The organism is Pseudomonas sp. S150 (genome assembly GCF_004526365.1).
In the GTDB taxonomy this organism is placed as follows: Bacteria; Pseudomonadota; Gammaproteobacteria; order Pseudomonadales; family Pseudomonadaceae; genus Aquipseudomonas; species Aquipseudomonas putida_A.
Genome location: NZ_CP038207.1, coordinates 4784948 through 4810899, shown reverse-complemented (window position 1 = coordinate 4810899; position 25952 = coordinate 4784948). Strand labels below are relative to the sequence as shown.

At 58.5% G+C, this 25952-nt stretch carries 19 protein-coding genes, 2 tRNA genes and 2 rRNA genes; 13 read left to right on the top strand and 10 right to left on the bottom strand.

What is annotated here, in order from left to right:
* Nucleotides 1–26: 26 nt before the first annotated feature.
* The 5 genes from E3Z29_RS22220 (at nt 27) to mrdA (ending at nt 5714) form a co-directional block, all read left to right on the top strand.
* Nucleotides 27–103, top strand: a tRNA-Ile gene (locus tag E3Z29_RS22220).
* A 9-nt stretch (nt 104–112) separates the two neighbouring features.
* Nucleotides 113–188 (top strand) — tRNA-Ala (locus E3Z29_RS22215).
* A 237-nt stretch (nt 189–425) separates the two neighbouring features.
* Nucleotides 426–3316, top strand: a 23S ribosomal RNA gene (locus tag E3Z29_RS22210).
* Nucleotides 3317–3469: 153 nt separating this feature from the next.
* Nucleotides 3470–3585 (top strand): 5S ribosomal RNA (rrf, locus tag E3Z29_RS22205).
* Nucleotides 3586–3821: 236 nt separating this feature from the next.
* Complete coding sequence (gene mrdA / locus E3Z29_RS22200; protein WP_027611428.1) at nt 3822–5714, top strand: penicillin-binding protein 2; 1893 nt, start codon at nt 3822–3824, stop codon at nt 5712–5714.
* A 68-nt stretch (nt 5715–5782) separates the two neighbouring features.
* On the opposite strand, the gene E3Z29_RS22195 is transcribed toward mrdA, so the two are convergent.
* The 5 genes from E3Z29_RS22195 to E3Z29_RS22175 all read right to left on the bottom strand — a co-directional run bounded on the left by E3Z29_RS22195 (nt 5783) and on the right by E3Z29_RS22175 (nt 8957).
* Nucleotides 5783–6454 carry a hypothetical protein gene (locus tag E3Z29_RS22195; protein ID WP_134786967.1) on the bottom strand — a complete coding sequence of 224 codons (672 nt, stop codon included), beginning with the start codon at nt 6452–6454 and terminating at the stop codon, nt 5783–5785.
* Nucleotides 6455–6533: 79 nt separating this feature from the next.
* Nucleotides 6534–6740: a helix-turn-helix transcriptional regulator gene (locus E3Z29_RS22190; RefSeq protein ID WP_003226632.1), complete on the bottom strand. Its 207-nt coding sequence runs from the start codon at nt 6738–6740 to the stop codon at nt 6534–6536.
* Nucleotides 6741–6749: 9 nt separating this feature from the next.
* Nucleotides 6750–7355: a DUF2975 domain-containing protein gene (locus tag E3Z29_RS22185; RefSeq protein WP_095140016.1), complete on the bottom strand. Its 606-nt coding sequence runs from the start codon at nt 7353–7355 to the stop codon at nt 6750–6752.
* Nucleotides 7356–7575: 220 nt separating this feature from the next.
* Nucleotides 7576–7980 carry a lysozyme inhibitor LprI family protein gene (locus tag E3Z29_RS22180; RefSeq protein WP_134786966.1) on the bottom strand — a complete coding sequence of 135 codons (405 nt, stop codon included), beginning with the start codon at nt 7978–7980 and terminating at the stop codon, nt 7576–7578.
* Between the two features lie 56 nt (nt 7981–8036).
* On the bottom strand, nt 8037–8957 hold the full coding sequence (locus tag E3Z29_RS22175; protein WP_134786965.1) for an ADP-ribosylglycohydrolase family protein: 921 nt from the start codon (nt 8955–8957) through the stop codon (nt 8037–8039).
* Nucleotides 8958–9154: 197 nt separating this feature from the next.
* On the opposite strand from E3Z29_RS22175, the gene E3Z29_RS22170 reads away from it, so the two are divergent.
* Both E3Z29_RS22170 and E3Z29_RS22165 read left to right on the top strand, forming a co-directional pair.
* On the top strand, nt 9155–9646 hold the full coding sequence (locus E3Z29_RS22170; RefSeq protein ID WP_134786964.1) for an SRPBCC family protein: 492 nt from the start codon (nt 9155–9157) through the stop codon (nt 9644–9646).
* Nucleotides 9636–10454 carry an aminoglycoside phosphotransferase family protein gene (locus E3Z29_RS22165; protein ID WP_372241227.1) on the top strand — a complete coding sequence of 273 codons (819 nt, stop codon included), beginning with the start codon at nt 9636–9638 and terminating at the stop codon, nt 10452–10454. Before E3Z29_RS22170 ends, E3Z29_RS22165 begins: the two co-directional genes overlap by 11 nt.
* A 361-nt stretch (nt 10455–10815) precedes the next feature.
* On the opposite strand, the gene acnA is transcribed toward E3Z29_RS22165, so the two are convergent.
* Nucleotides 10816–13557 (bottom strand): aconitate hydratase AcnA, encoded by a 2742-nt coding sequence (acnA, locus tag E3Z29_RS22160; RefSeq protein ID WP_134786962.1) that lies wholly within the window; start codon nt 13555–13557, stop codon nt 10816–10818.
* 222 nt (nt 13558–13779) lie between these two features.
* On the opposite strand from acnA, the gene rlmM reads away from it, so the two are divergent.
* Nucleotides 13780–14853 (top strand): 23S rRNA (cytidine(2498)-2'-O)-methyltransferase RlmM, encoded by a 1074-nt coding sequence (gene rlmM / locus E3Z29_RS22155; protein ID WP_134786961.1) that lies wholly within the window; start codon nt 13780–13782, stop codon nt 14851–14853.
* Nucleotides 14854–15031: 178 nt separating this feature from the next.
* Nucleotides 15032–15283 carry a sulfurtransferase TusA gene (gene tusA, locus E3Z29_RS22150; RefSeq protein WP_003226616.1) on the top strand — a complete coding sequence of 84 codons (252 nt, stop codon included), beginning with the start codon at nt 15032–15034 and terminating at the stop codon, nt 15281–15283.
* Between the two features lie 136 nt (nt 15284–15419).
* Here the strand turns inward: tusA and E3Z29_RS22145 are convergent, their stop codons facing one another.
* Nucleotides 15420–16829: an MATE family efflux transporter gene (locus E3Z29_RS22145; protein ID WP_027611437.1), complete on the bottom strand. Its 1410-nt coding sequence runs from the start codon at nt 16827–16829 to the stop codon at nt 15420–15422.
* 171 nt (nt 16830–17000) lie between these two features.
* Between E3Z29_RS22145 and pdxB the strand changes: the two genes are divergently transcribed.
* Nucleotides 17001–18143, top strand: coding sequence for a 4-phosphoerythronate dehydrogenase PdxB (gene pdxB, locus E3Z29_RS22140; protein ID WP_134786960.1), 1143 nt, complete (start codon nt 17001–17003; stop codon nt 18141–18143).
* A gap of 78 nt (nt 18144–18221) precedes the next feature.
* Here pdxB and E3Z29_RS22135 read toward each other — a convergent pair whose 3' ends face one another.
* A complete protein-coding gene (locus E3Z29_RS22135) occupies nt 18222–18401 on the bottom strand; it encodes a PA1571 family protein (protein WP_027611439.1) in 180 nt (59 codons plus the stop codon).
* Between the two features lie 256 nt (nt 18402–18657).
* On the opposite strand from E3Z29_RS22135, the gene E3Z29_RS22130 reads away from it, so the two are divergent.
* On the top strand, nt 18658–20436 hold the full coding sequence (locus E3Z29_RS22130; protein ID WP_098964819.1) for an ABC transporter transmembrane domain-containing protein: 1779 nt from the start codon (nt 18658–18660) through the stop codon (nt 20434–20436).
* 85 nt (nt 20437–20521) lie between these two features.
* Here E3Z29_RS22130 and E3Z29_RS22125 read toward each other — a convergent pair whose 3' ends face one another.
* Nucleotides 20522–22450, bottom strand: a complete 1929-nt coding sequence (locus E3Z29_RS22125; protein ID WP_134786959.1) for a transglycosylase SLT domain-containing protein — start codon at nt 22448–22450, stop codon at nt 20522–20524.
* 214 nt (nt 22451–22664) lie between these two features.
* On the opposite strand from E3Z29_RS22125, the gene E3Z29_RS22120 reads away from it, so the two are divergent.
* Nucleotides 22665–24587: an ATP-binding cassette domain-containing protein gene (locus E3Z29_RS22120; RefSeq protein WP_098964816.1), complete on the top strand. Its 1923-nt coding sequence runs from the start codon at nt 22665–22667 to the stop codon at nt 24585–24587.
* Nucleotides 24588–24768: 181 nt separating this feature from the next.
* Here E3Z29_RS22120 and E3Z29_RS22115 read toward each other — a convergent pair whose 3' ends face one another.
* The gene (locus E3Z29_RS22115) at nt 24769–25206 is read right to left on the bottom strand and encodes a universal stress protein (protein WP_108590729.1); all 438 of its coding nucleotides are present in this window, start codon (nt 25204–25206) and stop codon (nt 24769–24771) included.
* A 103-nt stretch (nt 25207–25309) separates the two neighbouring features.
* Here E3Z29_RS22115 and E3Z29_RS22110 point away from each other — a divergent pair, with 103 nt between their 5' ends.
* On the top strand, nt 25310–25747 hold the full coding sequence (locus E3Z29_RS22110) for a hypothetical protein (RefSeq protein ID WP_134786958.1): 438 nt from the start codon (nt 25310–25312) through the stop codon (nt 25745–25747).
* Nucleotides 25748–25952 lie beyond the last annotated feature (205 nt).

Sequence of the window (25952 nt, the reverse complement as noted above, 5' to 3'; positions counted from 1 at the left end):
AGCTAATCAGTTACGCGCTCGAAATTGGGTCTGTAGCTCAGTTGGTTAGAGCGCACCCCTGATAAGGGTGAGGTCGGCAGTTCGAATCTGCCCAGACCCACCAATTTTGTATGGGGCCATAGCTCAGCTGGGAGAGCGCCTGCCTTGCACGCAGGAGGTCAGCGGTTCGATCCCGCTTGGCTCCACCATTAACTGCTTCTGCTTGTTAGAGTTTAGAAATGAATATTCGTGAATGAATATTGATTTCTAGTCTTTGATTAGATCGTTCTTTAAAAATTTGGGTATGTGATAGAAAGATAGACTGAACGTTACTTTCACTGGTAACGGATCAGGCTAAGGTAAAATTTGTGAGTGACTCTTAAGAGTTTTGCGAATTTTCGGCGAATGTCGTCTTCACAGTATAACCAGATTGCTTGGGGTTATATGGTCAAGTGAAGAAGCGCATACGGTGGATGCCTTGGCAGTCAGAGGCGATGAAAGACGTGGTAGCCTGCGAAAAGCTTCGGGGAGTCGGCAAACAGACTTTGATCCGGAGATGTCTGAATGGGGGAACCCAGCCATCATAAGATGGTTATCTTGTACTGAATACATAGGTGCAAGAGGCGAACCAGGGGAACTGAAACATCTAAGTACCCTGAGGAAAAGAAATCAACCGAGATTCCCTTAGTAGTGGCGAGCGAACGGGGACTAGCCCTTAAGTGGCTTTGAGATTAGCGGAACGCTCTGGAAAGTGCGGCCATAGTGGGTGATAGCCCTGTACGCGAAAGTCTCTTAGTCATGAAATCGAGTAGGACGGAGCACGAGAAACTTTGTCTGAATATGGGGGGACCATCCTCCAAGGCTAAATACTACTGACTGACCGATAGTGAACTAGTACCGTGAGGGAAAGGCGAAAAGAACCCCGGAGAGGGGAGTGAAATAGATCCTGAAACCGTATGCGTACAAGCAGTGGGAGCCCACTTTGTTGGGTGACTGCGTACCTTTTGTATAATGGGTCAGCGACTTATTTTCAGTGGCGAGCTTAACCGAATAGGGGAGGCGTAGCGAAAGCGAGTCTTAATAGGGCGTCTAGTCGCTGGGAATAGACCCGAAACCGGGCGATCTATCCATGGGCAGGTTGAAGGTTAGGTAACACTGACTGGAGGACCGAACCGACTACCGTTGAAAAGTTAGCGGATGACCTGTGGATCGGAGTGAAAGGCTAATCAAGCTCGGAGATAGCTGGTTCTCCTCGAAAGCTATTTAGGTAGCGCCTCATGTATCACTGTAGGGGGTAGAGCACTGTTTCGGCTAGGGGGTCATCCCGACTTACCAAACCGATGCAAACTCCGAATACCTACAAGTGCCGAGCATGGGAGACACACGGCGGGTGCTAACGTCCGTCGTGAAAAGGGAAACAACCCAGACCGTCAGCTAAGGTCCCAAAGTTATGGTTAAGTGGGAAACGATGTGGGAAGGCTTAGACAGCTAGGAGGTTGGCTTAGAAGCAGCCACCCTTTAAAGAAAGCGTAATAGCTCACTAGTCGAGTCGGCCTGCGCGGAAGATGTAACGGGGCTCAAACCATACACCGAAGCTACGGGTATCACGCAAGTGATGCGGTAGAGGAGCGTTCTGTAAGCCTGTGAAGGTGAGTTGAGAAGCTTGCTGGAGGTATCAGAAGTGCGAATGCTGACATGAGTAACGACAATGGGTGTGAAAAACACCCACGCCGAAAGACCAAGGTTTCCTGCGCAACGTTAATCGACGCAGGGTTAGTCGGTCCCTAAGGCGAGGCTGAAAAGCGTAGTCGATGGAAAACAGGTTAATATTCCTGTACTTCTGGTTATTGCGATGGAGGGACGGAGAAGGCTAGGCCAGCTTGGCGTTGGTTGTCCAAGTTTAAGGTGGTAGGCTGAGATCTTAGGTAAATCCGGGATCTTAAGGCCGAGAGCTGATGACGAGTTACCTTTTAGGTGACGAAGTGGTTGATGCCATGCTTCCAAGAAAAGCTTCTAAGCTTCAGATAACCAGGAACCGTACCCCAAACCGACACAGGTGGTTGGGTAGAGAATACCAAGGCGCTTGAGAGAACTCGGGTGAAGGAACTAGGCAAAATGGCACCGTAACTTCGGGAGAAGGTGCGCCGGTGAGGGTGAAGGACTTGCTCCGTAAGCTCATGCCGGTCGAAGATACCAGGCCGCTGCGACTGTTTATTAAAACACAGCACTCTGCAAACACGAAAGTGGACGTATAGGGTGTGACGCCTGCCCGGTGCCGGAAGGTTAATTGATGGGGTTAGCTAACGCGAAGCTCTTGATCGAAGCCCCGGTAAACGGCGGCCGTAACTATAACGGTCCTAAGGTAGCGAAATTCCTTGTCGGGTAAGTTCCGACCTGCACGAATGGCGTAACGATGGCGGCGCTGTCTCCACCCGAGACTCAGTGAAATTGAAATCGCTGTGAAGATGCAGTGTATCCGCGGCTAGACGGAAAGACCCCGTGAACCTTTACTATAGCTTTGCACTGGACTTTGAATTTGCTTGTGTAGGATAGGTGGGAGGCTTTGAAGCGTGGACGCCAGTTCGCGTGGAGCCATCCTTGAAATACCACCCTGGCAACTTTGAGGTTCTAACTCAGGTCCGTTATCCGGATCGAGGACAGTGTATGGTGGGTAGTTTGACTGGGGCGGTCTCCTCCTAAAGAGTAACGGAGGAGTACGAAGGTGCGCTCAGACCGGTCGGAAATCGGTCGTAGAGTATAAAGGCAAAAGCGCGCTTGACTGCGAGACAGACACGTCGAGCAGGTACGAAAGTAGGTCTTAGTGATCCGGTGGTTCTGTATGGAAGGGCCATCGCTCAACGGATAAAAGGTACTCCGGGGATAACAGGCTGATACCGCCCAAGAGTTCATATCGACGGCGGTGTTTGGCACCTCGATGTCGGCTCATCACATCCTGGGGCTGAAGCCGGTCCCAAGGGTATGGCTGTTCGCCATTTAAAGTGGTACGCGAGCTGGGTTTAGAACGTCGTGAGACAGTTCGGTCCCTATCTGCCGTGGACGTTTGAGATTTGAGAGGGGCTGCTCCTAGTACGAGAGGACCGGAGTGGACGAACCTCTGGTGTTCCGGTTGTCACGCCAGTGGCATTGCCGGGTAGCTATGTTCGGGAAAGATAACCGCTGAAAGCATCTAAGCGGGAAACTTGCCTCAAGATGAGATCTCACTGGAACCTTGAGTTCCCTGAAGGGCCGTCGAAGACTACGACGTTGATAGGTTGGGTGTGTAAGCGCTGTGAGGCGTTGAGCTAACCAATACTAATTGCCCGTGAGGCTTGACCATATAACACCCAAGCAATCTGCATGCTCGAAAGAGACCAGATTGCGGTGTGTGAAGACGCAATGAACCGAAAGTTCGCGATGCTCACAAACACCTGTATCACATACCCGATTTGCTGAAGCGAGGCCAGCCGGTCACGAGTCAGTACCCGAATTTCTTGACGACCATAGAGCGTTGGAACCACCTGATCCCATCCCGAACTCAGAAGTGAAACGATGCATCGCCGATGGTAGTGTGGGGTTTCCCCATGTGAGAGTAGGTCATCGTCAAGATTAAATTCCGAAACCCCAATTGCGAAAGCAGTTGGGGTTTTGTTTTGCCCGCAGGAAAGTGCTTCTCTTGTCAGAGTCAGACGGCACGAGAGTTCCAACCGTCGCCGGGACTGCCATTAGGGAAAATCCTTCTGAAGTGACCACTCGGTTTTTGGTATGGTGCAGCTCGTTTTTTAACGGACTGATGTCATGCCCACGGATCGGCACTCAATTTATGTCAAAGAGTTGCTGTAGAAATGCCTGAACCCATCCCGATCAAGGATCACGAAAAAGAGACGCGTCTGGTCAACAAGCGGTTGATCGCCTGCGCTCTGTTCGTCTTTGCCATCAGTTGCGCGCTGGTGGTACGCCTGTACATCCTGCAAGTGGTTGAATACGACTACCACTCGACCATCTCTGAAAACAACCGCGTGCACGTCTTGCCGATTCCGCCGACAAGAGGCCTGATCTACGATCGCAATGGTGTGCTGCTCGCTGATAACCGTCCCAGTTACAACCTGATCATTACCCGCGAACGCGCCACTGATGTTAATCAGGAGCTGGACGAGGTAATTAATCTGCTGCATTTACCCGCCGAAGATCGTACGATTTTCGATAAGGCCATGAAGCAGTCCCGTCACCCATTCACCCCGGTGACACTGTTCTACGAGCTGACGGAGGAACAAATCGCCGTGTTGGCGGTTAACGAGTTCCGTCTGCCGGGCCTTGATGTCGAGCCGCAGTTCGTTCGGCATTACCCGTTGGGGGCGCATTTCGCGCATTCGATTGGCTACGTTGGCCGGATCAATGAAAAAGAATCCAAGACCCTCGATTCGGTAGAGTACCGCGGCACACAATCCATCGGTAAAACCGGCATTGAACGTTTCTATGAAGCGCAGCTGCATGGCCACGTCGGATATGAAGAGGTTGAGACCAACGCCCAAGGCCGGGTGCTACGGGTGCTCAAGCACACCGATCCGGTCCCTGGCAAAAACATCGTTCTAAGTCTCGACGTCAAACTGCAGGAGGCTGCGGAAGCCGCACTGGGCGACCGTCGTGGCTCGGTGGTGGCTCTCGACCCGTCCACCGGTGAAGTGCTGGCCATGGTCAGCAATCCGAGTTTCGACCCGAACCTGTTCGTCACTGGCATCAGCTCCAAGGAATACTCGGCGCTACGCGATTCCATCGACCGCCCGCTGTTCAACCGTGTGTTGCGCGGCCTCTATGCGCCGGGCTCGACCATCAAGCCGGAAGTGGCAATCGCCGGCCTCGATGCCGGTGTCGTGACGCCGCAGACCCGCGTCTTTGACCCAGGCTACTACCAACTCCCGGATTTCGATCACAAGTACCGCAACTGGAACCACAGTGGCGATGGCTGGGTGGACATGGACGCGGCAATCATGCGCTCCAACGACACCTACTTCTACGATCTGGCACACAAGCTCGGCATCGATCGCCTGCACGACTACATGGCGATGTTCGGCCTTGGCGAAAAGGTCTCGCTGGACATGTTCGAAGAGTCACCCGGTTTGATGCCGTCTCAGGCCTGGAAGCGTGCCACGCGCCGTCAGGCCTGGTTCCCGGGGGAAACGGTGATCCTGGGTATCGGCCAGGGTTACATGCAGGTTACGCCGCTACAACTGGCTCAGGCTACCGCACTGATTGCCAACAAGGGCGTATGGAATCGTCCGCACTTGGCGAAGACGGTCGATGGTGTGGCGCCGGTCGACGAGCATCCGATGCCGAATATCCTGCTTAAAAACCCGCGTGACTGGGATCAGGTCAACCACGGGATGCAGATGGTGATGCACGATGCCCGGGGTATCGCGCGCGCCGCAGCGGCAGGTGCGCAGTATCGCATTGCCGGTAAGAGTGGTACCGCACAAGTGGTAGCGATCAAGCAAGGCGAGCGCTACAACCGGGAGAAAACCCTCGAACGTCATCGCGACAACGCCTTGTTCGTTGGTTTCGCTCCGGCGGAGCACCCGAAGATCGCCATCTCGGTGATGATCGAAAACGGTGAGGCCGGTGGTCGAGTGGCCGGCCCTGTGGTGCGGCAGATCATGGACGCCTGGTTGCTGGACCAGGACGGCCACCTCAAGCCGCAATACGCGGCGCCGGCCAAGCCGCCGGGTGATCCCCACGTCTAACCCGAGTCAGCTTCACAGCACCGCCTCACGCTGGCTGAGCTGTGAAGCTCTCACGTTTGGGCAACTGACTACTTGCAGCTGTAACCCTCGGGCATCGTGACGCTGTAGTTGCGTTGCATGCGATCCTGGAAGTTCAAATTCTGCAGGCCCTGCTCGACCAGAAACGCTTCGACCTTGGCGGCCTGACAGTCCTCGTTATAAGACGACGCCCGCAGCAGATACACCGTGCGCTTACTCCCCTCATCCCGGGCGGTGACAGTGAAGGTACTGAGGGTGGTGTAGCCGATACGCTCTGACGTTCCCACCGGGCCATAGGTCGTATTGGGCTTACTGGTACAGGTCAGTCGGTCATCTTTCTTCTTGGCGTTCTTGCACACGGTCGTAGTGCTGGTTGGAACTTGCCCATAGTCGGTGGCGGTATAGCGATAAGACACTTGCCGGCTGCCGATATCGAGAGTGACGGTCATTTTGATCGGCGCGTGATTCCTGGGCAGGCTGGCGTCGGTATAAACCTCCTGAAAGCCTCTGTCTTTCAGTGCGTTGACCATGTCGCGAAGATAGTAGCGGGCATTCAGTGCGTTCTCATCGGCGCTGTTGGTCGAGGTCACCAGCACGGTTGCCTTTCGATCGAACGGATAGTCCGGATCAGGTATTGCGTTGAGTGCTACGTCTATTTGCGTGGCGCAGCCGCCAAGCAACGCGGTCAGCATTAATAGGACGCAGAACAAATAACGGGACATGACAAAGACGCCTTGCAACTAAGGATTGAATAAAAGTTAAACGGATGAGGGGGCGATAAATAAACCGCCGCCAGCGGGCTTAGTCTTTCTGGTATTCCAGCAGATCGCCAGGCTGGCAATCGAGCGCAGCGCAGAGCTTGTCCAGAGTTGCCATCTTCACGCCTTTGACTTTGCCGTTTTTGAGCAATGACAGATTCGCCTCGGTGATCCCGAGCAGGGCGGCTAACTCTTTTGAACGAATTTTTTGCGTGGCCATGACTACGTCAAGGCGGACAATAATGGTCATTATATTGTTCTATATGTATTGGCTTTGCTCATCGCTGAGTACTTTTGCATCACGCATGATAATTGAAAAAATACAGAGTAATACGCCTTTGATTATCTCGTAGGCAGAAGCGGAAGACATGCCGATCGAGAACTGGAAAATCCGATCCCCCGGCGGCAGATCTATCGACAACGCCAGACCTTGCAAGGTCTCTATTAGCGGGTAGGTTGCCGGAGAAACGATGCAGAGCACGCCTACTCGCCAGAGGACCCTGATGTTGCGGTCGGTCCAGGTTTCGCCGCGCGACAAGCGCAAAAAGAACAAACCGGTCAGCCATAACGCGTAAGCCGACAGGACCACGGGCAGGAAATCCAGAAAGACGATCAGCGCCGTGACCGTTGATGACAGCCAGGTGTCGGGATCAAGCAAGGCACCTTCGACAAACGGGTCAAGCAATTGCGGCGAGCCCTCAGCAAAGGCATAGAGCAGGCCCGCCAGCATTTCATCCTTTTTGAAGAACCAGATCGTTGCGTTGCCGCCGACCTCCGTTACCCCCAGAACCCAGACGAGAATTGCTGCCAGCAGCCCGATCCAATGCATGCGCTGCAGCGCCAATCCGTTGATATGAGTACTCATGAAAATTCCTGGTTGCTACAATTTGGTAGCGAATTCTCGATGATAAATTATCTAATTACAATAATTAATTTTTGATTTTGATGCTTGAGCATCCTCTTCTAATCCGGCGCCGCATGGTCGCTCGCAGGGTGCGGGGAGTCGGTAGGCTGGCCAGCGTGCGACAGGTGCTCCAAGTGTGGAATCAACAAACCTGTTGGCAAGACTGAAACCCTCTGCAACATCAGGCCCCTGGCACCGGGCAACTCATGTCACCTTCCTGACACTTCAAATACTGCTTCAGCGCCCCGACCCTCACCTTTGTCACCTCGGTCAGGCAATTGCTGTAAATCAATGGATAAACACTCCCGCCGTCCACACCGGACGCGGAAAACTTGCATTCGGCATCACGAAAGCCGATCCACGCTCGCTGCGCGCTCACCAGCAGCTTTTTGCTGTCGGCGTTGTCCTTCAAACGATTAGTGATCTGCTGATACACCGCGTTCAGCTCCTTGTCCGCTGCCTTGAATTCCTGCCCGGCGCACTGGTTCATGGTGGCCTGATTGCTGGCGTTGGCGCAGTCGACGGCGGCGTGGGCGAGAGGCGTGAACAGGACGGGTGTCAGGGCCAGGAGCAGGCGTGGGAGCATGGTTAATCTCACGGTGTCGGATGAAAGTGCAGAGCAGTTTAGCGGCTATGGTGCTTCTATTCAGGAACGCGCAGTCGGGAGGCTTCGAGCAGGCGATCCGCTGTGGCTGCAATCTCCTCGCCGTCATGAAGTATTTCCAGCCAGTGAGCAGGAATCGCCCGAACGCCATAATAGGCCCCGGCCAATTGACCGACGATCGCGGCAGTGGTGTCAGCATCATCGCCGAGGTTGGCGGCTTGCAGAATCGCCGCTGTAAAACTGTCGGTGTGATGAAAACACCACAGCGCGGCTTCCAACGACTCAACGCTGTAGCCGCTGCCACGGATATCATTGACTGATTTGGCCAGATAATCTCCTCGAGCAATCGCGGCAACTTTAGGCTCAGTGAAAGCTGAGCGCGGCAGCCTGCACAGTTCGCTTTTGCAGATACCGAACAGCGCGTTGGCGATCAGTTCGGCAAACAATTGACAGCATTCGATGGCTTCAGGGGCCGCGTGGGTTGTCCGCGAACTGTCGCTGGCGAAGTTGCGGATCTGCTGGACGTCAGGGAAGAAAAACAGCACCACCGGCGCCAAACGCATGAGCGAGCCGTTGCCGGCGGTAAACGGGTCGGTTGACCCGGCAAAGGCCTGACCGGTTTGCTGATACTGCGACAGTGCCTGACTGACGGTCATGCCAATATCGAAACAATCCCCCGTCGAGCTCAGATATCCCCACCGCCACCAGTTCAGATAGCGTCCCATCTGGTCCGCCGCATCGAATGTGTTTTTGCTCAGAAGACTCTCCGCCAGGCAAAGCGCCATCGAGGTGTCATCCGTCCATTGCCCGGGCTTCAAGTGAAAGGGTCCACCGCCGACCATGTCCGTCAGCGGCTGGAATGAGCCTCGTGGCTTGAACTCCACCGTGGTGCCGACGGCGTCGCCGCAAGCGAGACCGAGCAGAGCGCCGCGATAACGTTCGGATAGAGATGGCTGCATGCTTCGTCCTTGTTTGTTTCCATTTCGCTGGAAAAGGTAACAGGTTCAGCGAGAGGGTTGCGTCAGTCATTCACTCATTCAACGATCGGAAATGCCGCCGAATGTTTCCTTTGGACTGAACAGGTGCAGCCCTTTGATACAACTTCAGGTTGGACATGTGGTCATACAAGCCTACTGTTCAAAACAGGAGGTGACTTATGAAACCGGTACCCAATAGTTTCGAACGCAAAATCACGCTGAAGGCGCCGCGTTCTTATGTCTGGCGCGCATTGGTCGATGCCGAGGCTTTTGGCCAGTGGTTTGGTGTGGCGCTGGAGGGCAGGCGGTTCATTGCCGGGGAATGGACGCAAGGGCAGGTCACGTATCCTGGTTATGAACACGTGTTGTTGTGGAACGTGCTCGTCGAGCGGGTCGAGCCACAGCAGTTGTTTTCGTTTCGCTGGCACCCGTACGCGGTCAATCCAAAGATCGACTATTCACAGGAGCCGACGACGCTGGTCAAGTTCGAGCTGCAGGATTACGAGGGCGGCACTTTGCTCAAAGTGTCCGAGTCCGGCTTCGCGCACATTCCCGACGTGCGGCAGAAGGAGGCGTATTACATGGACAGCCGTGGCTGGGAAGAACAGCTGAGTCGACTTGAACAGTTTCTCGCCGAAAGCGCCAAGACCCGCGAGCGTGATGGTGACTGACTGCGCAATCTTCGAACCCTGGTTGCAACGCTGGGCGCTGGTACCGGACGGTGAGCCGGTCATCACCCCCGGCAGCCGTCTGTTGCCGGTGCGTTTTGGCGACACGCCGGCCATGCTCAAGGTTGCGCTGGATGTCGACGAGCAATTCGGCAATCGACTGATGACTTGGTGGGACGGTGAGGGCGCAGCGCGGGTGCTGGCCCATCACGAGGAAGGTTTGTTGCTGGAACGGGCTATGGGCCGGCGTTCGTTGATGCACATGGCGCTCAACGGTGAAGACGACGAAGCCACGCAGATCATGTGCACGACACTATCGCGCTTGCATGCGCCGCGCCCGACGCCGCCACCGCCGCTGGTGGAGCTGGCACCGTGGTTCGCCTCGCTGCGCGTGGCCGCGGCCGAACATGGCGGGACCTATGCCCTGAGCCTGCAAACGGCTGAAGCCTTGCTCGCAGATCCGCAGGACGTGGTGGTGCTGCACGGTGACATGCACCACGACAATGTTCTCGATTTCGCTGCACACGGCTGGCTCGCTATTGATCCCAAACGAGTACGCGGCGAGCGCGGTTATGACTACGCCAACCTGATCTGCAACCCGGACTTGCCGACGGCTGGCGATTCACAGCGATTGCGCCGGCAGGTCGAGGTGATCGTCGAGGCGTCCGGGCTTGATCGCCGACGCTTGCTGCAATGGGTGCTGGCATTTGCCGGGTTGTCGGCCGCCTGGTTCCTGGAGGACGATGCGCAGCAACAGGCTGCCGAACAGCTGCAGGTCGCGCAAATCGCCGCTTGCCTGCTGGATGACTGAGAGGGCTAAGGGTTTTCGGAAGGGCTTCTATAGCGAATGTCTTACACGCGGTGGTAGCTTTTGCGACTATTGCCGATTGGATCCACGGCGTAATCTACACCCATCAACTGAGACACAGGGAGTGTTTCAGGATCACGGATGATCGACCATAGCAAGGATCGCTGCCGACAGGGAGTCGATAATGGTCTTGGGAAAAACCCGCTTCGGCGGGTTTTTTTTCGCCTGTACAAAAGCGCTGAAGGCTTGTGTCGAGCACCTGTAGCGAGAGGATTTATCCCCGATGGGTAGCGAAGCGACCCCAAAAAAGGGCCTGCTGCGCAGTCCATCGGGGATGAATCCCCTCACCACAGGAATCAAGCAATCAAGAGGCGATCAGCTGCCGCAACACGTAGTGCAGAATCCCGCCGGACTTGAAGTACTCCACCTCATTCAACGTATCAATGCGGCACAGCACCTCGATTTTCTCCTGGCGCCCGTCTTCACGGGTGATCACCAGCGTCAGGTTCATGCGCGGGGTCAGCTCGACACCGGTCAGGCCCTGAATATCCAGGGTTTCCTTGCCGGTGAGGTTCAGGCTCTTGCGGTTCTGATCGAGCTTGAACTGCAGCGGCAACACGCCCATGCCCACCAGGTTGGAACGGTGGATACGCTCGAAGCTTTCAGCGATCACCGCTTTGACGCCCAGCAGGTTGGTGCCTTTGGCCGCCCAGTCACGGCTGGAGCCGGTACCGTATTCCTGACCGGCGATCACCACCAGCGGCGTGCCCGAGGCCTGATACAGCATGGCGGCATCATAAATCGGCATTTTCTCGCCGCTCGGGATGTAGATTGTGTTGCCACCTTCTTCGCCGCCGAGCATCTCGTTACGAATGCGGATGTTGGCGAATGTGCCGCGCATCATCACTTCGTGGTTGCCACGCCGTGAGCCATAAGAGTTGAAGTCCCGCGGCTCCACGCCTTTTTCGCGCAGATAGCGCCCGGCCGGACTGTCAGCTTTGATGTTACCGGCAGGGGAGATGTGGTCAGTGGTTACCGAATCGCCCAACAGCGCCAGAACCCGCGCGCCCTTGACGTCGGTGATCACCGGCAACGGTCCGGAAATGTCGTCGAAGAACGGTGGATGCTGGATGTAGGTCGAATCGTCCTGCCACACATAGGTGGCGGCCTGCGGCACCTGGATCGCTTGCCAATGCTCGTCGCCGGCAAACACTTCGGCGTATTCCTTGTGGAACATCGCGGTGTTCACCTGATTCACCGCCTCGGCGATTTCCTTGCTGCTCGGCCAGATGTCGCGCAGGTACACCGGATTGCCCTGCTGGTCGTTACCCAGCGGTTCAGTGCTGATGTCGGTGCGCACGCTGCCGGCCAAGGCGTAGGCGACCACCAGCGGTGGCGAGGCCAGCCAGTTGGTTTTCACCAGCGGATGCACCCGGCCTTCGAAGTTGCGGTTGCCGGAGAGCACCGACGCCACGGTGAGGTCGGCTTTCTGAATGGCTTTCTCGATCGGTTCCGGCAGTGGCCCGGAGTTGCCGATGCACGTGGTGCAGCCATAACCGACCAGCGAAAAGCCCAGTTGATCGAGGTATTGCGTCAGCCCCGCCGCCTTGTAGTAGTCGGTGACCACTTTCGAGCCGGGTGCCAGCGAACTCTTCACCCACGGCTTGCGGGTCAGGCCTTTCTCCACGGCTTTTTTCGCCAGCAGACCGGCCGCCATCATCACGCTCGGGTTTGAGGTGTTGGTGCAGGAGGTGATCGCGGCAATCACCACCGCGCCGTTTTTCAGGCGATAGGTGTGGCCTTCGTATTCGTACTCGGTTTCGCCGACCAGATCGGCGTTACCCACGGCCACGCCACCGCCGCCCTCGCTTTCCAGGCGGCCTTCTTCTTTGCTGGTGGGCTTGAATTGCAGGTCCATGAAGTCACTGAAGGCCTGCGCGACGTTCGGCAGCGAGACCCGATCCTGCGGACGCTTTGGCCCGGCCAGGCTGGCTTCGACGCTGCCCATGTCCAGCGCCAGGCTGTCGGTAAACACCGGTTCCTGACCGGGCAGGCGCCACAGGCCCTGAGCCTTGGTGTAGGCCTCGACCAGTTTCACCACTTCGGTCGGGCGACCGGACAGGCGCAGGTATTCGAGGGTAACTTCATCGACCGGGAAGAAGCCGCAGGTCGCGCCGTATTCCGGGGCCATGTTGGCGATGGTCGCGCGGTCGGCCAGTGGCAGGTCGGCGAGACCGTCACCGTAGAATTCGACGAATTTGCCAACCACACCTTTCTTGCGCAGCATCTGCGTGACGGTCAGCACCAGGTCGGTGGCGGTGATGCCTTCCTTGAGTTTGCCGGTGAGTTTGAAACCGATCACTTCCGGAATCAGCATCGACACCGGTTGGCCGAGCATCGCCGCTTCTGCCTCGATCCCGCCAACGCCCCAGCCGAGTACGCCAAGGCCGTTGATCATGGTGGTATGGGAGTCGGTGCCGACCAGGGTGTCGGGGAAGGCGTAGGTGCGGCCGTCCTCATCCTTGGTCCACACCGTGCGCCCGAGGTATTCGAGGTTGACCTGGTGGCAGATCCCGGTGCCTGGTGGCACCACGCTGAAGTTATCGAAGGCGCTCTGGCCCCAGCGCAGGAACGCATAACGCTCGCCGTTGCGCTGCATTTCTATGTCGACGTTCTGTTCGAAGGCGCTCGGGGTGGCGAATTTGTCGACCATCACCGAGTGGTCGATCACCAGATCCACTGGCGACAGCGGGTTGATTCGCTGCGGATCACCGCCGGCCTTGGCCATGGCGGCGCGCATCGCGGCGAGATCCACCACCGCAGGTACACCGGTAAAGTCTTGCATCAATACCCGGGCCGGGCGGTACTGGATTTCCCGGTCGGAGCGGCGCTCCTTGAGCCAGGCAGCGATGGCCTTGAGGTCGGCGCCGGTGACAGTTTTTTCATCTTCCCAGCGCAGCAGGTTTTCCAGCAGGACTTTCAGCGACATCGGTAGCTGGTCGATATTGCCAAGGCTCTTGGCGGCATCGGGCAGGCTGAAATAGTGGTAGGTCTTATCGTCGATTTGTAGAGTTTTAAGGGTCTTCAGACTATCGAGGGACGGCATTACGATCACTCCTTTGAGTCCGCACGGCTACGGACGGAGGGGACGGGCAGAGCTATCAACGTAGCCCTGTTTTCAGTAGCTGGCTAATAACTGGACTCTATGGGCAAGTCCAAGGTTCCGACATCGGCTATCATGCGCCGGTTTTCGTGACAGGCTTTGCTTCACCGCAAGGCTTGAGCAGCGTGCAGGGGCCGAATGTCCGCCCTCTGCCCAGGAGTAAGAATGAACACCCTATTCATGCATTGCCGGCCAGGCTTCGAAGGCGAAGTCTGTTCGGAGATTTCCGACCTCGCCGCCAAACTCGACGTAGCTGGCTACGCCAAGGCCAAACCGGCCACCGCGTACGCCGAGTTTGTCTGCACCGAAGCAGACGGCGCCGAGCGCCTGATGCGCGGCCAACGCTTTGCCGAGCTGATTTTCCCGCGGCAATGGGCGCGTGGCGTTTTCATCAATCTGCCGGAAACCGACCGTATCAGCGTGATCCTTGAGCATATGGCGGACTTCCCGGTCTGCGGCAGCCTGTGGCTGGAAGTGGTCGACACCAACGACGGTAAAGAGCTGTCGAACTTCTGCAAGAAATTCGAAGGCCCGCTGCGCAAGGCACTGACCGGCGCCGGCAAACTGGTGGACGACGCGAACAAACCGCGCCTGCTGCTGACCTTCAAGAGTGGTCGCGAAGTGTTTCTCGGCATGGCCGACGCCGGCAACTCGGCGATGTGGCCGATGGGCATTCCGCGCCTGAAGTTTCCGCGCGAGGCGCCAAGCCGTTCGACCTTGAAGTTGGAGGAGGCCTGGCACCACTTCATCCCGCGTGATCAGTGGGACGAGCGCCTGCACAGCGACATGACCGGCGTCGATCTCGGCGCAGCACCGGGCGGCTGGACCTGGCAATTGGTTAACCGCGGCATGCTGGTGACCGCCATCGACAACGGCCCGATGGCTGAAAGTCTGATGGACACCGGGCTGGTGCAGCACTTGATGGCCGACGGCTTCACCTTCAAGCCCAAGCAGCCGGTGGACTGGATGGTCTGCGACATCGTCGAGAAGCCGGCGCGTAACGCGGCGATGCTTGAAGAGTGGATCGGCGAGGGCCATTGCCGCGAAGCGGTAGTCAATCTCAAGTTGCCGATGAAGCAGCGTTATGCCGAAGTGAAGCGCTTGCTCGAACGCATCGCCGATGGCTTCAAGGCGCGCGGGATCAAGGTCGATATTGGTTGCAAGCAGCTGTATCACGACCGCGAGGAAGTGACCTGCCATTTGCGTCGGCATGACATCAAGAAAGCCAAATCCCGCTAAGTCACCACTAAACCCTGTGGGAATGATCTCTGTGGTGAGGGGATTTATCCCCGATGGGATGTAGCGCATCCCCAGTCTTTGCGGCCGCCCCTCAAGCCATCGGGGATAAATCCCCTCGCTACAGATGACTGAGCACCCGGCAATGCGCGACAATGCCGGCCAGTTTCAGGAGTGAATCATGAGTGAAATGATCGATACCCCGGTCGACGGCACCCTCGACGCCACCGGTCTCAATTGCCCGGAGCCGGTGATGATGCTGCATCAGCACATCCGCGACCTGGTGCCTGGCGGTCTACTGAAGGTGATCGCCACCGATCCCTCGACCCGTCGCGACATTCCCAAGTTCTGCGTGTTTCTCGACCACGAACTGGTGGGGCAACACGAAGAGGCCGGTACTTATCTGTACTGGATCCGCAAGAAACAAGCCTGACCCTCAGGCAAACGCAAAACCCAATGTGGGAGCGGGCTTGTTCGCGAAAACGGTGTGTCAGTCACTGTAAATGTCGACTGAAACACCGTTTTCGCGAGCAAGCCCGCTCCCACATTTTTTATCCTGCGTAAGGGCTTCAGCCGGCGCTGCGACTGATCCGAATACGCTTGCGCGCACTGCGGGTCAGGCGGATCGACAGCATGAGTGCCGCGCAGCTCAAACCGACGATCAAACCCTGCCACAAGCCGCTCGGGCCACGCGGTTCGCCGAGCCAGTCGGTCAGGCCAAGGGCGTAACCTACCGGCAGGCCGATGCCCCAGTAGGCGAACAGGGTCAGGATCATCGTCACCCGGGTGTCCTGATAACCGCGCAGAGCGCCAGCGGCGGTGACCTGGATTGCGTCGGAAAACTGGAACAGCGCCGAGTACACAATCAGCATCGCCGCGATGTGGATCACCGTCGGATCAGCCGTATAGATCGACGCAATCGGCTCGCGCAGCAACAGCATCATGCTCGCCGAAATACAGGCGTAGGCCAGCGCAGTCCCCATGCCGACACCGGCGGCAAAGCGTGCTTCACGCGGCTCTTCACGGCCCAAGGCCTGGCCGACGCGTACGGTCACCGCCATACCTAGCGAATACGGAATCATGAACACCAGTGAGCTGACGTTCAGCGCGATCTGGTGCCCGGCCACCACGGTGGCGCCAAGGCTGCCGATCAGCAGGGCGATCACCGCAAAGATGCTCGACTCGGCAAACACCGCGATGCCAATCGGCAGACCGATCGCCAGCAGACGCTTGATCACCGCCCATTGTGGCCAGTCGAAGCGGCTGAAGATCTCGCTCGAACGATAGGCCGGCGCCCAGCGCTCGTAACCGGCCAGCCCCAGCGCCATGACCCACATCACGATGGCCGTGGCCCAGCCGCAACCCACGCCGCCCATGGCCGGCACGCCGAAGTGACCATAGATGAAGATGTAGTTCAGCGGAATGTTCAGCGCCAGACCGCACAGCCCCAGCACCATCGCCGGGCGGGTACGGCCGATGCCGTCACTGGTGCAGCGCAGCACATGATAGAACGCCACCGCTGGCAGGCCGCTGGCAATGCCGTGCAGGTATTGCATGCACGGGCCGATCAGCTCGGGATCGACCTTCATCAGGTGCAGCACCGGTTCGGCGGCGACCAGCATCGCTGTCGCGATCAGGCCCACCACCAGCGCCAGCCACAGCGCCTGACGCACGATCGGGCCGATTTCACTGTGGGTGCCAGCGCCAAAACGCTGGGCGACTTTCGGCGTGGTGGCCAGCAGGGTGCCGGTCATCAGCAGAAACACCGGGACCCAGATCGAGTTGCCCAGCGCTACCGCCGCCAGATCTTTCGGCCCGACGCGACCGGCCATCACCGCATCGACGAAGCCCATCGCGGTAGTCGCCAGTTGCGCGATGATGATCGGCAAGGCCAGGGCGAGCAGGTTCCTGAACTCCAGGCGAATTCGCGCGGGGCGGGTGAGTGAGGCAGCGAGAGGTTGATCAGTAACAGAATTCACAGGCAAAGCGTCCACAGGTGTTGATGCGCAAGGCGCCGCATTCTACGCCGCTGACGTGACAGTCAGGAAAAATCCTCTGTTGCGGATTTGTAATCATCGATGCCATCCACTGTGGCGCTGGCCCAACGGTGGATCTGCACCTAAACTGCCGATCCCCTTAAGGAGCCCGCCATGCTGATTGTTGCCGACGAAAATATTCCGCTGCTCGATGCCTTTTTTGCCGGTTTCGGCGAGATCCGCCGGGTGCCGGGCCGTTCCATCGATCGTGCAACGGTCGAGCAGGCCGATGTGTTGCTGGTGCGCTCGGTGACCAACGTCAACCGCGCGTTGCTCGAAGGCAGCAAAGTGCGTTTCGTCGGCACATGCACCATCGGTACCGATCATCTGGATCTCGATTATTTCAACGAGGCCGGCATCAGCTGGTCCAGCGCGCCTGGTTGCAATGCGCGGGGCGTGGTCGATTACGTGCTGGGCAGCCTGATGACTTTGGCGGAAATTGAAGGCGTAGGTCTGCCACAACGTACTTACGGCGTCATCGGTGCCGGTGAAGTCGGCGGCCGGTTGATCAAGGTCCTCAAGGGCCTGGGCTGGAATGTCAAAGTTTGCGATCCGCCGCGTCAGGCAGCCGAGGGCGGCGATTACGTCAGCCTTGAGCAGATCATCGAGCAGTGCGACGTGATCAGCCTGCACACGCCGCTGACGCGCACCGGCGAAGGCGCGACCTGGCATCTGTTTGACGAACAGCGTTTGCAACAGCTCAAACCCGGCACCTGGCTGATCAACGCCGCCCGTGGGCCGGTGGTGGATAACGCTGCGTTGCGTAACGTGCTGCTGGAGCGCGAGGACCTGCAAGCGGTGCTCGACGTCTGGGAAGCCGAGCCTGAGGTCGATGTCGCCCTTGCCGAACTCTGCGTGTTGGCCACGCCGCACATTGCCGGCTACAGCCTCGATGGCAAGCAGCGCGGGACGGCGCAGATCTATCAGGCTTATTGCGAGTTTATCGTTCAGCCGCCGAGCATCCAGCTCAGTGACCTGTTGCCGGCACCGTGGCTGTCAGAAGTGACCCTGCACGCCGACAGCGATCCGGCCTGGGCGCTGGCGATGTTGTGCCGCGGGGTGTACGACCCGCGCCGCGATGACGCGGATTTTCGTCGCAGTCTTGTAGGCAATGTCACTGAACAGCGTGCGGCCTTCGATGTGTTGCGCAAGCAGTATCCGGTGCGGCGCGAGATCGAGGGGCTGAAGGTGCGGATCGACGGTGATTCGCCGCAGTTGCAACAGATTGTGGCGGCGCTGGGGGCGGTGGCTGTCTGAAAATCCCTGCGCAGAACAAAACGGCAGGCAGAAAAAACCCGGCCAAACAGGGGCCGGGTCAGGAAGACGGTGGCTATATCACTTTTGTTCGGCAGGCTTGACCAATCGCTTCTCCAGTTCGCGGCACGCGTCCTGGATCATGTCTTCAGTGATCGGTACTTCACGCCCATCCTTGTCGATAATCGAGCAACCCAGAGGTTGGCCGGGCTTGGTGCGGATCACTTGAATCTTGTCATCGCTGCTGTGTTGCAAGGACATGGCCTGTCTCCTCATCAGGTTGTGCACGTAGATTAAAACCGCCACGTGACCAGGCTGTGACAACACCCTTGGGTCTGTCAAAAGCGGCACCTCCAGTCCAACAGAAATGACCGCTCGTCTCAACCGGGACATTAGACCAATAGCAACTATGGCCTAGTCTTTGGGGGCATATTTAACCTGACTCATTGTGATTTACAGAGTTCCGCCCCATAGAAGGTTTAGGCTAGCCCTTTCACCAACACGGATGTGTACCTGAATGATCTCGAAGCTTTCTTCCCGGCACCGTCGAGCGCTGAGTCTGACCAGCCGGTTTCTGGCGCCTTATCGTTGGCAAGTCGGCGCTGCACTGCTGGCGCTGATCGTCACCGCGGCGGTCACTTTGTCGATGGGGCAGGGGATCAAATTGCTGGTCGATCGGGGCTTCATGACGCAGTCGCCGCACCAACTGAACCAGAGCATCGGTATCTTCATGCTGATGGTGCTGGGCCTGGCAGTCGGCACGTTCGCGCGTTTTTACTGGGTATCGTGGATCGGTGAGCGCTGTGTGGCGGACATCCGGCGCGAGGTGTTCAACCATCTGGTGTACCTGCATCCCGGGTTTTATGAAAACAACCGCAGTTCGGAGATCCAGTCCCGACTGACTGCCGACACCACGTTGCTGCAATCGGTGATCGGCTCGTCACTGTCGATGTTTCTGCGCAACCTGTTGATGGTGATCGGCGGGGTGGTCCTGCTGTTTATCACCAACCCGAAACTCACCAGCATCGTGGTGATTGCCTTGCCGTTCGTGGTCGCGCCGATTCTGATTTTCGGTCGGCGCGTGCGTAATCTGTCGCGGCTGAGTCAGGACCGGGTCGCCGACATTGGCAGCTATGTCTCCGAAACCCTGGGCCAGATCAAGACCGTGCAAGCCTACAACCATCAGGTGCAGGACGAGCGGCGTTTCGCCACGACCGTCGAGGACGCGTTCGATACCGCGCGCAAGCGCATCTTTCAGCGCTCCTGGATGATCACCGTGGTGATCGTGCTGGTGCTCGGCGCGGTCGCAGTGATGTTGTGGGTCGGCGGCATGGACGTGATTGCCGGGCGCATTACCGGTGGTGAGCTGGCAGCGTTCGTTTTCTACAGCCTGATCGTCGGCAGTGCGATCGGCACGTTGAGTGAAGTCATCGGCGAGTTGCAGCGTGCGGCGGGTGCCGCTGAGCGCATTGCGGAACTGCTCAGTTCGCAGAACATCATCCAGCCACCGACCCTCGGGCTGGTGACGTTGCCAGAACGGATCAAGGGCGAACTGCAATTGCAGAATGTGCGCTTTTCCTACCCGTCGCGTCCGGACAGCTACGCCGTCAACGGCTTGAGCCTGACCATCAGGGCCGGCGAGACCCTGGCCCTTGTCGGGCCATCCGGTGCCGGCAAGTCCACGGTGTATGACTTGCTGTTGCGCTTCTACGACCCGCTTGAAGGCCGGATCCTGATAGATGGTGTGCCGCTGACCAGCCTCGACCCGCTGGATCTGCGCCGCAATTTCGCCCTGGTCTCGCAATCGCCTGCGCTGTTTTTCGGCAGCGTCGAAGAGAATATTCGTTACGGCAATGCAGATGCGACGCTGGAACAGGTCAAGGAAGCGGCAAGAATTGCCCACGCCCATGACTTCATCGAGAAGATGCCCAATGGCTATCAGACCCACTTGGGAGACGCCGGCCTCGGACTTTCCGGCGGCCAGCGTCAACGCCTGGCGATTGCCCGCGCGTTGCTGGTGGATGCGCCGATTCTGCTGCTGGACGAAGCCACCAGCGCCCTCGATGCGCAGAGCGAGCACTTGATTCAGGAAGCGTTGCCAAGCCTGATGCAAAATCGCACCACATTGGTAATCGCGCATCGCCTGGCCACAGTGAAAAACGCCGACCGGATCGCGGTGATGGATCAGGGTAGCCTGGTGGCCATCGGTACCCATCAGGAACTGATCGTAAGCAATCCGCTGTATGCGCGGTTGGCAGCGCTGCAGTTCAACGACGGGCATGCGGTGGCGGTGTAGAACTGCCGCAGATCTTTGCTGACGGCAAAAAAAATGCCCGCATCGATTGATGCGGGCAATTTTCATTTCAGGTATCCAGCACCTGTCATTGATCGTCGAAATACCGCTCATGCCAGTCCACCAGCGGCTGCGGCGAATTGAGCTTCTGCCCGTAGATCACCGAGTATGACAGCACGTTTTGCACGTACTGGCGGGTTTCGTCGAACGGGATGCTTTCCACCCACACGTCGAAGCTCAGGTGATCGGCACCGCGCAGCCACTGGCGCACGCGGCCGGGGCCGGCATTGTAGGCGGCGGAGGCCAGGACGCGGTTGCCGTTGAACTGGCTGTGCACCTGGCTCAGGTAAGCGGCGCCGAGCTGGATGTTCTTGTCCGGATCGAGCACTTGTTGCGGCGAGGCCAGCGGGATGCTGAACTTGCGTGCGGTTTCCTTGGCAGTGCCGGGCATCAACTGCATCAGACCGCTGGCACCAACGCCGGAGCGGGCGTCGTCCATGAAGGCACTTTCCTGGCGGGTGATGGCGAACACCCAGCTTGAGTGCAGGCCGCGCGTCTTGGCTTCACGCACCAGGGTGTCGCGGTGGGCCATCGGGAAGCGGATATCCAGGTCGTCCCAGTATTGCGCCTGACTGATGGTGCGGATGGCCGGGAAATACCATTTCAGGTCGTAGGCCAGTTTGGCCTGAGCGACCATTTCGTCACGATTGAAATGGCGACTGACGTGATACCACTCGCGGCGACCGTCAACGATCTGCCCACGCGCATGGAATTCCAGCGCGCGCCGCACGCCGGGAGTGTTGCGCACCTTGTTGATGGTGGCCTGACTGAGTACCAGCGGCTTGTTCATCAGCGAGTAAGGCAGTTGCGAGCGGTCGGCGGCGAGGAAACCGTAGAAGTCGCGTTCCTTCGCCAGATTCTTGTACAGAGTCTGCGCTTCCGGGTTCTGCGGTTGCGCCAGTTCCAGGCTGCGGGCCTGCCAGTAACGCCAGCGGTTGGTGGTCGCCAGATCCTGTGGCAAACGACGAGTCAGCTGATAGGCATCGTCCCAGCGTGCCAGGCGCAGCAGCAGACGTAGGCGCCATTCGGACACGGTGTTGTCACGCAGTTCCGGATCGTATTTGGTCATCACGTCCAGCGCGCGGCTGTCGAAGCGCCGGGCCAGGGTCAGGCCGATTTCCCGGGCAATCGCGACTTTCTCGTCACGGGAGAAATGCATGCTGCTGGCGTATCCGTCGAGCAGGGCCATGGCCTTGTCCGGATCCTGGCGGGCGAGGCGGCGCAGGCCGAGGCTGACCACATCGGACATCGGCTCGTCGGCCGGGGTGAAGCGCGACGGCTGATTGAGCAGCTCGGGTTTCTGCGCCACATCTACCAGCAGCCGACCGCGCGGGGCGAGGGTGGTCAGGCCGTTGACCAGACTGTTGGCCAATGGATAGTTGCGCGCCTGGGCGGCGAGTTTGGTGCGTTCCCAGCGTTTCTGTTCGGTCAACTGACCGTCGGCGGCCCAGATGCCGAACAGCCCGTCACAGGCAGCCGGTTGCGATTTACCGGTCAGCCACAGTTTGTCGGCGTTGGCATAGCCCTCGGCCTTGTGGCCGCTGCTGATCTGGAACTGCGCATTGAGGCAGTCCAGTTCGGTGAAGTTGAGTTTCGGATCGTAATACTTGGTGAAGGTCGCCCAATCGCCACGGTCGGCGAGCCAGCGCAACCAACGCAGCTTCATCCAGTTGGCCTGGGGCAGGTCGCCGTGCTCGGCGAGGAACTTCTCGATTTCGGCGTTGCTCGCGGTTTTCAGACGCGCGGTCAGTTCGTCGTAGGCCAGGTACGGTTCCAGCGGGTAATCGGCGAGGGCCTGGCTATAACGGAAGTACGGGCCGGTATCGCCCTTGGCCAAGGCACGCTTGGCTTCATCGTAATACTGGCGTTGGGTGGACAGGTCCACCGCCTGGGCGGATTGAGCGGCAGTGGCGGTGAGTAGCAAACAGGACAAGACACTGAAAAGGCGACTGCGCATGAGACATCCGGGCAGAGAAATCATGACAAGCACCGGCCGCGGCCAGCACTGAATTGTCTGTAGCTTAGCCTTTTGCCAGCAACGGGCGAAAGCTTTGCCGGTCTTGCAGCACAAGTTCGCAACAAATGTTGTGCAGAGTGCTTCGGCAGACAAATTGCCGGCCTGCTGAGAGCCTAACTCAGGTAGAATGCGCGCCCGGTTTTTGGAGAAGCTCATGACCCTGCTCAAATTCAGCGATGTGTCCCTTGCATTCGGCGCGATGCCGTTGTTGGACAAGGTGTCCTGGCAGATCGCCCGTGGTGAGCGGGTGTGCATCATCGGCCGCAACGGCACTGGCAAATCCAGCATGATGAAACTGGTCAAGGGCGACCAGAAGCCCGATGACGGCTCGGTGTGGCGTGCCCCCGGTCTGAAAATCGGTGAATTGCCGCAAGAATTGCCGGTGGCCGACGGGCGGACCGTATTCGACGTGGTTGCCGAAGGCCTCGACGGCGTTGGCGCCTTGCTCGCCGAATACCATCACCTGAGCCAGAACATCGTCACCGACGCCGATCTGGACAAGCTGATGCACGTTCAGCATGACCTCGAAGCCCGTGACGGCTGGCGCTTGCAGACCCTGGTCGACAGCACTCTGAGCCGCCTGCAGCTGCCGGCCGACAAGACCCTCGCCGAGTTGTCCGGCGGCTGGCGTCGTCGCGTGCTGCTGGCGCAGGCGCTGGTGTCCGAACCGGATCTGCTGCTGCTCGACGAACCGACCAACCACCTGGACATCGGTGCGATTGCCTGGCTCGAAGAAGCGCTGAAGGATTTCCAGGGCGCCGTGCTGTTCATCACGCACGACCGTTCTTTCCTGCAGAACCTCGCCACGCGCATCCTCGAACTGGATCGCGGCGGCCTGATCGACTGGAACGGCGACTACGCCAGCTTCCTCGTGCACAAAGAAGCTGCGCTGGCCGCGGAAGAAACTGCCAACGCGCTGTTCGACAAGCGTCTGGCTCAGGAAGAAGTGTGGATCCGTCAGGGCATCAAGGCCCGTCGTACCCGTAACGAAGGTCGCGTTCGCGCCCTGAAAGCCCTGCGTGTCGAGCGCAGCGAGCGTCGCGAGCGTACCGGCAAGGCGAACATCCAGCTGGAAACCGCCGACAAGTCCGGCAAGCAAGTGATGGTGCTGGAAAATGTCAGCTTCCATCACCCGGATGGCCCGTACCTGATCAAGGACTTCTCGATGGTCCTGCAGCGCGGCGACCGTATCGGTCTGCTCGGCGCCAACGGTACCGGCAAGACCACCCTGCTGAAGCTGATGCTCAACGGTCTGCAACCGACCAGTGGCAAGGTGGAAGAGGGCACGCGCATCGATGTGGCCTACTTCGACCAGTTGCGCCATCAGCTGGATCTGGAAAAGACCGTGATCGACAACGTCGCCGAAGGTCGCGATTTCATCGATATCGACGGCCAGAGCCGCCACGTCCTGAGCTACCTCGGTGACTTCCTGTTCAGCCCGCAGCGTGCGCGCACGCCGGTCAAGGCGCTGTCCGGTGGCGAGCGTGCGCGTTTGCTGCTGGCCAAACTGTTCAGCAAACCGGCGAACCTGCTGGTCCTCGACGAACCGACCAACGACCTCGACGTGGAAACCCTCGAGCTGCTCGAAGAAGTGCTGCTGACCTTCAACGGCACTGTGCTGATGGTCAGTCACGACCGGGCGTTCCTCGACAACGTGGTCACCAGCACCCTGGTCTTCGAAGGTGAAGGTAAGGTCCGTGAATACGTCGGTGGCTATCAGGACTGGATCCGTCAGGGCGGTTCGCCGCGCCTGCTGGGCGTGACCGAGAGCAAGTCGGGCAAGGCTGATCTGAATTCGGCTGTGGTCACCGCTGAACCTGTCGTGGCTGCCGCACCTGCCGCTGCCGCGCCGGCAGCCAAGAAGAAGCTGAGCTACAAGCTGCAGCGCGAGCTGGAAGCGTTGCCGGGTGATATCGATGCCAAGGAGCAGCAGATCGCGGCCGTCGAGGCTGAAATGGCCGAGGCCGGTTTCTATCAGCGTCCGCCGGCAGAAACGGCCAAGGTGATTGCTTCGCTGGAGCAATTGCAGGCTGAGCTGGATGCGCTGGTGGAGCGTTGGGCCGAGCTGGATGCCTGATTGATTCGGTCATGAAAAAGCCCGGCGCTCAGTGATGAGCGCCGGGCTTTTCATATACGGGTATCGGTGAAGATTCCAATGTGGGAGCGAGCTTGCTCGCGAAAGCGGTATGTCAGGTAGCATCAATGTTGAATGTGCCGACGCCTTCGCGAGCAAGCTCGCTCCCACAGGTTTTTGTGTTTCAGCGTTTGATCAGGTGCACGGCCAGAACATCGCAAGGCGCACCGTGCAGCACGTCATTGGCCGTGGAGCCGAGCAACAGCGCCAGACCGTGACGGCCATGGCTGCCGACCACGATCAGGTCGCACAGTTGCTCCTTGGCAAAATGGTGAATTTCCTGGCGTGGCTGGCCGTAAGTCAGGTGGCAGTTGGCACCTTCCAGCTCGGAGTACTTGAGCTTCAGGCGCTCAAGGCGCTCCTTGGCTTGATCGAACTGCTGCTGTTGCAGTTGTGACAGATCCATCGGCACGTCGCCGCCGAATGCCATGGCCATCGGCTCGACGATATGCACCAGCGACAGCTTCGCGCCATTGCTCACCGACAGCTCGCGGGCGCGGTGGATCACAGGGTCGCACTCTTCGGTCAGATCTACGGCGACCAGAATGTGGTTGTAGGGCATGAGGTGCTCCTCGTGAGGGATCAATATTGTTAAGTATGGCTGGTTTCAAGCGCATTGGTTCCAAAGTGACACAATGCACTCACCTTAAGTCGGGAGTAGAGATATGACGGTCTGGCTGGTGGTGTCAATCCTGCTGGTGGTTTTGAGTCCAATGGCGTGGTTGCGCCCGTCGCGCGTGCAGAGCGGCCGCATGGCCCTGCGCATGGAGGCGCGACGCATCGGGCTGGCCATGCAGCTGGCGCCTCAGGAGTGGCCACACTGGCTGTCTCAGGAGCCGCCCAGCCCGTGCGCGCAATATCATCGGCCACGGCGTGGCACTCAGCCGGCGTGCTGGACCTACTGGCAGAAATCGCCGGGGGTATGGGTCAATCAGTGGCAGGAAGTCTGCGAGGACCAGTTGCTGCTCGATCATTTCGAAAAGTTGCCGGGCAACGTGTTCAAGGTCGAGGCCGACAAGCAGATGATCGCGCTGTACTGGGGCGAGAAGGGCGAAGCCACGGTTTTGCAGGATATCGACGCGACTCTGAAAGCGCTGGCCTGACTCGCGGACTTTTCCCACTGCAAGGGTGGGGAGCGTCCGGCAGACGAGCAATAAAAAGCCCGACATGATTCATCGGGCTGGGTGGCCAGGCAGGCCGGTAACTGTTTTTTATCGCTGACTCGTTTTTTAGTGGCAGCGAATCTCCCTGTAGTCCAGCCAGCGTAGCCTGTTAAACAAGGCTCGCCGGGAATTAGGGCGACTTTTC

Excerpts from the sequence above, each read along its gene's own strand:
- E3Z29_RS22190 (WP_003226632.1), bottom strand. The coding sequence starts at position 6,740 with ATGACCATTATTGTCCGCCTTGACGTAGTCATGGCCACGCAAAAAATT.
- E3Z29_RS22130 (WP_098964819.1), top strand. The coding sequence starts at position 18,658 with ATGATCTCGAAGCTTTCTTCCCGGCACCGTCGAGCGCTGAGTCTGACC.
- pdxB (WP_134786960.1), top strand. The coding sequence starts at position 17,001 with ATGCTGATTGTTGCCGACGAAAATATTCCGCTGCTCGATGCCTTTTTT.
- acnA (WP_134786962.1), bottom strand. The coding sequence starts at position 13,557 with ATGCCGTCCCTCGATAGTCTGAAGACCCTTAAAACTCTACAAATCGAC.
- E3Z29_RS22115 (WP_108590729.1), bottom strand. The coding sequence starts at position 25,206 with ATGCCCTACAACCACATTCTGGTCGCCGTAGATCTGACCGAAGAGTGC.
- E3Z29_RS22195 (WP_134786967.1), bottom strand. The coding sequence starts at position 6,454 with ATGTCCCGTTATTTGTTCTGCGTCCTATTAATGCTGACCGCGTTGCTT.
- E3Z29_RS22185 (WP_095140016.1), bottom strand. The coding sequence starts at position 7,355 with ATGAGTACTCATATCAACGGATTGGCGCTGCAGCGCATGCATTGGATC.
- mrdA (WP_027611428.1), top strand. The coding sequence starts at position 3,822 with ATGCCTGAACCCATCCCGATCAAGGATCACGAAAAAGAGACGCGTCTG.
- E3Z29_RS22165 (WP_372241227.1), top strand. The coding sequence starts at position 9,636 with ATGGTGACTGACTGCGCAATCTTCGAACCCTGGTTGCAACGCTGGGCG.
- E3Z29_RS22110 (WP_134786958.1), top strand. The coding sequence starts at position 25,310 with ATGACGGTCTGGCTGGTGGTGTCAATCCTGCTGGTGGTTTTGAGTCCA.
- E3Z29_RS22120 (WP_098964816.1), top strand. The coding sequence starts at position 22,665 with ATGACCCTGCTCAAATTCAGCGATGTGTCCCTTGCATTCGGCGCGATG.
- E3Z29_RS22125 (WP_134786959.1), bottom strand. The coding sequence starts at position 22,450 with ATGCGCAGTCGCCTTTTCAGTGTCTTGTCCTGTTTGCTACTCACCGCC.
- E3Z29_RS22175 (WP_134786965.1), bottom strand. The coding sequence starts at position 8,957 with ATGCAGCCATCTCTATCCGAACGTTATCGCGGCGCTCTGCTCGGTCTC.
- E3Z29_RS22135 (WP_027611439.1), bottom strand. The coding sequence starts at position 18,401 with ATGTCCTTGCAACACAGCAGCGATGACAAGATTCAAGTGATCCGCACC.
- rlmM (WP_134786961.1), top strand. The coding sequence starts at position 13,780 with ATGAACACCCTATTCATGCATTGCCGGCCAGGCTTCGAAGGCGAAGTC.
- tusA (WP_003226616.1), top strand. The coding sequence starts at position 15,032 with ATGAGTGAAATGATCGATACCCCGGTCGACGGCACCCTCGACGCCACC.
- E3Z29_RS22180 (WP_134786966.1), bottom strand. The coding sequence starts at position 7,980 with ATGCTCCCACGCCTGCTCCTGGCCCTGACACCCGTCCTGTTCACGCCT.
- E3Z29_RS22170 (WP_134786964.1), top strand. The coding sequence starts at position 9,155 with ATGAAACCGGTACCCAATAGTTTCGAACGCAAAATCACGCTGAAGGCG.